The following is a 5638-nucleotide window of genomic DNA, read 5'->3' on the forward strand; positions in this document are numbered from 1 at the left end:
CTTATCTTATAGGAATTGTATTGAAAGATCAATAAACTATAATCGTTATTTAACCGATTTCAGGACAAATTTAAGATTGTCAATCAGGGAGCCGTCTATAGTAGGTAAAATAGTGAAATTGAATAAGGTTGTTTCTGTTGTAAAACCTAACTTTTTGAGTTTCTCTATATTAATTTTAGCTGTATAATTACCGGGTACAAGTCCCAAATAAGAAAAATACCCATCTGCTTCAGAAGTAGTCCGGGTGATTTTTTTACCCTTTTCATTATAAATATCAATTTCAATACCGCCGATACCCTCTTCACTTTCAATGTCAGATAATAAAACCCTTCCCCCTACTTCTCCAAATACCGATACAGGGATTTCAATATTTTTTACAAGGTTAGGCTCTATAACGACAGTATAATTCTTTTTAATAAGCCTCCACGCCACACGCTCAAACTCCGAAGGATCAAGTTCTATATTGTAATTTGTATAGGCTTCAAGATCTGTTATAAGAATAGTATTGTTTTTTACGCGGCGTTCAAGACGTCCTCCGTTTACCATCACTTTTAAACCCGGTGCATCGGGTTCATCTTTATCGCGTCTGTTATTCCCGTTTATATCGAGATAAGGAATAAGTAAAACAGCTCCTTTTCCAATACTGGTATAATTATTAAAGTCTGTTATACCCGAGGTTCCATCGTGTATAAGGCTTCCGTTTATTCCCTGTAATGTTCTATAGACATCATTAGTCTTTCTTACTGAGAGCCTTGTTTGAGCAAAAGAAAAATCATATCGAAGACCAAACTCAATATTATCAATATCACTAATAAAGTTTCTTTCAAAAGAAAGATTCAAATATCCATTTCTGAATATCCTTTTTTCTAATTCAGATCTTATCGTGATTATTTTTTCAGCGGTATATTCGTACTGAAGCTGCTGTGTTATCAATAGATTTCTAAAAGCCCTTAGACCTAATGAAAAATTACTGTACACGTAGGCATCATTATCCTTAAAAAAGAGAGCAAATGTATTAACACTGGCATTAAAGTTTCGAATTACGCCTGAAATCATCCATTCAGAAGCTGTATAACGGGTATTTAATAACTTTATCTCCTGTAATGAAAAACGGGTAAACGCTGAGAAAAGCCGGCCTCTAATAGGAAAAGAAACTATCGCCTTATGATCTTCAAGGAACATAGTGTTAATCGCTGTCTGTCCATCCTTAAACCAGTTGTTTTGTAGTTCAAACTGCAAACCGGATGCTGAATTATAACTCAACGTTGTTTTTGTTCTCACATCAAAATCATGCTCCGCAGAAATCAGTAGATTGGAAAACAAACGAAAAGAAGTATTGACAAATGGAATTTTTGTTCCTGATGTTATAGAAGACAAATACTCAAATCCTCCTCCTATGGTAATGTTTCTGCTTAACCCATAATTACCGCTAAATCGGGCAAATTGTGTATCAAACCCATCTTCAACAACACCTCCGCCGGCCGTGTATTCAAATTCACCTTTGGGTATAAAAGTAAAGGGGATATTGATATTCTGTTCCGAGAAACGTTCCTGGCCAAACGGGCCATAGAACCTCAATTTTATATTGGTATTTCCATAAACAAGAGGTACATTAAAAGTATAAAAACCCGCAGAATTTGCTTTCACATAATTAATTAGTACGCCATTTACATAAAGCTCAACCGTCCAGTTTGGATCTGTATAATTACTTAAAACATAGGTGCCAAATGATCGTCTGTACGTTGTAGGTGAATTAGTAACCTGTACCCCAACTATAGGTGCATAAATCGATGAAATTGACTGCCCTCGTATTTTACCCGCTAAAAATTGTCTGGCAAAACGCAGGTCGTTATCTACATATCTCCACAAATAATACTGTTGACGGCCTGAGAACGGAGCATTGCTGCGATAATTCAGGATAACATTTGTTTCTCCTCCGGCAATTATACCCCCAACGCCAAAACTTGCTCTTGTATCCCTCTCTGTTTCTTTATTTCCTGCTGAGGTAACAAATGCATAATCTGCAGTTCCAAAGTAAAACAATGGATTTTTACGCCCTACAAAGGCATCTGCTTTAAAAACACCCTGCAGTTTACTTAGGTTATTACGCATCTGTTCCTGCCTGATTTCACGTAATACGGGTAGTTCTAAATCGGTACTGATAACTACTGACAGGCTGCGGAAATTAAACATGCAGTTCAGCCCAAAAATCTCACCAAAATAATTTGAACGTAAATAAAGATTATCTGCTGTTTTAATGAGACTATTCGCCTTAAGATCAAAGGTTTTATCCATATACACAACACGGTTATTGGATAGGTCAAACAAAAAGGCCGAATTGGGCTGTATGAATGTTCCACTTACAGCATCCGGATCTCTTGATGTTATATTTATCTTCAGGAAATCAAAAAGAGCTACAACAGGTAAATAGGCCGTTTCATTGTTAATCAAAACCGGCATTTCTGTTGTGCCTACTCTTTGAATATTAAACGATACCGGGATCTCTTCATACTCCGGTTGAGTTTGAGCCTTACATGTATAGCCCAACCCCACTATTACAATCCATATAATAGCGATCTTACACAAAACCCATATATTTAAACTGGTTTTGACTGAATACATAAATTAGGGTTGGATAAACGTTACAGAAAATGTACCATTATAATTGCCCGGAGGATTGGCCAATGGATTACCAATAGTTAATGTGCCGCCTATCCTGATCATGGTTCTGGAAGGCGAAGCTGCTGTAGTTATAAATGGGCTTGGGGGATCAGCAGTACCAATACTCAATGTCATTGTTCCACCATTACTTCCCATAAGGGTCACATCAGGGCCATTTAATATTGTGACTAACGTACCCGGTTCGGCATCTACTTCAAAAATTGCAGCAGAAAAAGAAAACCCCTGGCTGGTTTGTATCACACTACCGGTTGTAGACCTGGATCCGTTTGGATAAACAGTCACTGTACCTCCCGAACCGCCCTGATAGAATGCTCCAAAATTTAAACCCTGGGCCGGGTTCACATATATTATTACCGGCCTGGGTGGATTCTCAGGCCCTTGGGCATTTGCTAAAAATCCATACTGGAAAAAAGCAAGAAAAAGGACAATTACCATAGGTAATTTTCCATTGAAAAAGCGCTTTACTATTTTTTCCATTTTATTTGTTTTAGCATTTATCACAGCTCATGTTGTTTACCTGTCTGTAACTAATATTTTAACCGTGTGATTACCAGTTGGAGTGATGAAACTCACGAAATACACCAAATTTGACATCAGATCTTCCAACTTATATTCTCCATTTCCATGTATTGATGTACTTGATACTACCTGACCGATAACATTACTAATTACCAATTTACCGGACTGCTCTTTTACCAGTTTAATTTTCACATATCGCTCATCACCAGACCCATATACCATAAAGATATCATTCTTGCCAGCTGATGGGATACAGCACAATGAAAAGCGATTTTCAACAATCCCTTTTTTAAGATTAACTTTATAAATAGAATTCTCCTGTAAATCTTTGTAGATACCTGTTTCTGCATCCTTCAAATACAGTTTAAAATCTGATGGCCAGTTTTCAAGATCTCTTAGGTTAAAATGTATAGTACCGTCTCTTTCTGTTTTTATTCCTAATGGAACTACTGTAGAGATATCTATATCTGAAATTCCATTAATAACCAGCTTAGATTTATCTTCTGCTATTGCATATAAATTGGGCAGCTGATCATCTATATTCATCAGCTTTATAGCATCAAAGGCTGCATCAAAATTTGGACTAGCCTCCCCTGCTGTATAAACAACCAGAGGATCGGCAGATTGTGGCTGATCAGAAAAATTAGCGCTAAGCCTGATCAGTATTTTAGGAGTGTCGTTACCACCTGTTCTGAATGTGGATTTATGGAATACCGGGGAAAGATCGGTTGTGCGTGCACTATTATTAATTCCAAAGGTTCCGGTAACAGGATACCCTCCATCACTAACGTGTACAAAGAATCCCTGCATTGAAGCGATAATCGGTCCCGTAACTCCATCACTGGAAACTCCGTTAATATAAGTACTATACGCTCCTGTGTACTGGCTTACCGATCCTGAATTGAAAAAATAAATGGCATTATCTATGTTTGTTCTGGTCCAACCGGCTACGGCATCCCAATTAACAGGAGAAGGATATGGATTTCCAACCAGGTTAAATCCTTTGGTATAGGGTTGATTATGATTATATAAGGTCGTTGATAGTGGGCCGTTATTCACCAAACCAGTCATATTCACTGTTTTTTGTACTGGCGAAGGGCCAAAATCGGCAGCATAACCCTGCAATGGATATAATAAATTGGAAGGATTCGTATACGTTGTAAATCCGCTGCTTACCTTATTCTCAATGTAATTATAGAAGTTAGGAAAACTGGCATTCAGATCTACAGTGGATGCAAAACTGTTTACCGGAGCATTTTGAAACGGAGCACTAAAATATTTATACCCAAATCCTGCGATAAGGTAACGCTGCATAGTAACGTTACCCGAAACCTGCCCCCCGCCGCTTCCATCTATTAAGGCAGTCTTATCGAAAGTCGAGGCCAAAGTAAGATTACCGGCAGAATCAAAAGTACCGCTATTCACTTTTAATATTTCTGTTAAGCTCAATGGCCCTCCAAGACCAACTCCGGTACTATTACTAATCGTCAGGTTTTTTATCAGGTTTCCGCTAAAAGAGGCTGCCGCTATAGTCTGCGGATTCGTTCCGTTCATTTCAACCGTACCGCTACTCGCAATGAAATTACCGGTACTGCTAATAGTACCTCCAATTTTAATTAGTTTATCATTGATGTTCAATGTACCGGCAGTCACGGTAACATCATTTTTTACTATCAGATTATTATTCAATAAGGGAACAGTTACTCCCGTACTATTTACCCTTAAATTATAAAGTGGGTTTGTGGTATTGATATACATGCTCTGTGTTCCAACAGTTGAAGCATTTCCCATTTGTAAAGTTCCTCCGGTAAAACCGGTACCATTAGTCGCTAAATTTTGATAGCCTAAGTTCTGTCCCGGAGATCCTCCTGAATTCTGAATTACTATAGTTCCCCCACTTACGCTGAAAACATCTGTAACGGTATCCATATTAAAAGGAGCAATACCACCTGATGTGCTGCCTATAGTATTTACATTCAGGGTTCCACCCTGCATATTAAAATTCCACACTGCACCCGGATTACTTATGGCCGAAGCCAAATTTAATGTTCCGCCGGTAACTGAAAACTGAGACTGATCTAGTGGTACAACTATATTATCTGTAGCATTTCCCATATTCAGGGTACCCCCCGTTACTTTTACCAATCCGGCAACTGTCCAGTTCATCGCAGCTGAATTAACTGTACCCGCATTTACCCACAATCCCGCACTTGACGGAATTAAATAATGATTGGTGGTAATATCCGTTAAAAATGGCGTTATATTTAAACTTGCATTATCAAGTTTAAAGGTACCGTTACTTAAAATTAAAAAACCATTTGGCACTACAAATCCTGCTGTAGTTACTGTTAAAGTATTTAAATTACTGCTACCCTGATTTACAGTTATTTCATGAAAATCGCTAATTCCGGATCCTGATATGGTTTGATTTCCATCT

General features: G+C 37.9%; 3 protein-coding genes. All 3 read right to left on the reverse strand.

The window, feature by feature from the left end:
• Window positions 1-45 precede the first annotated feature (45 nt).
• Window positions 46-2622 carry an MSCRAMM family protein gene (locus EPI11_RS18850; protein WP_128391542.1) on the reverse strand — a complete coding sequence of 859 codons (2577 nt, stop codon included), beginning with the start codon at window positions 2620-2622 and terminating at the stop codon, window positions 46-48.
• 3 nt (window positions 2623-2625) lie between these two features.
• A complete protein-coding gene (locus EPI11_RS18855; RefSeq protein WP_128391543.1) occupies window positions 2626-3159 on the reverse strand; it encodes a DUF4402 domain-containing protein in 534 nt (177 codons plus the stop codon).
• Window positions 3160-3195: 36 nt separating this feature from the next.
• Window positions 3196-5638, reverse strand: a 2443-nt coding sequence (locus EPI11_RS19045) for a hypothetical protein (protein WP_164879226.1), incomplete at its 5' end; no start/stop codon positions are given.

This window comes from Flavobacterium cerinum (assembly GCF_004028155.1).
In the GTDB taxonomy this organism is placed as follows: Bacteria; Bacteroidota; Bacteroidia; order Flavobacteriales; family Flavobacteriaceae; genus Flavobacterium; species Flavobacterium cerinum.

Coding starts and splice junctions, on each gene's coding strand:
- EPI11_RS18850 (WP_128391542.1), bottom strand. CDS start 2,622: ATGTATTCAGTCAAAACCAGTTTAAATATATGGGTTTTGTGTAAGATC.
- EPI11_RS18855 (WP_128391543.1), bottom strand. CDS start 3,159: ATGGAAAAAATAGTAAAGCGCTTTTTCAATGGAAAATTACCTATGGTA.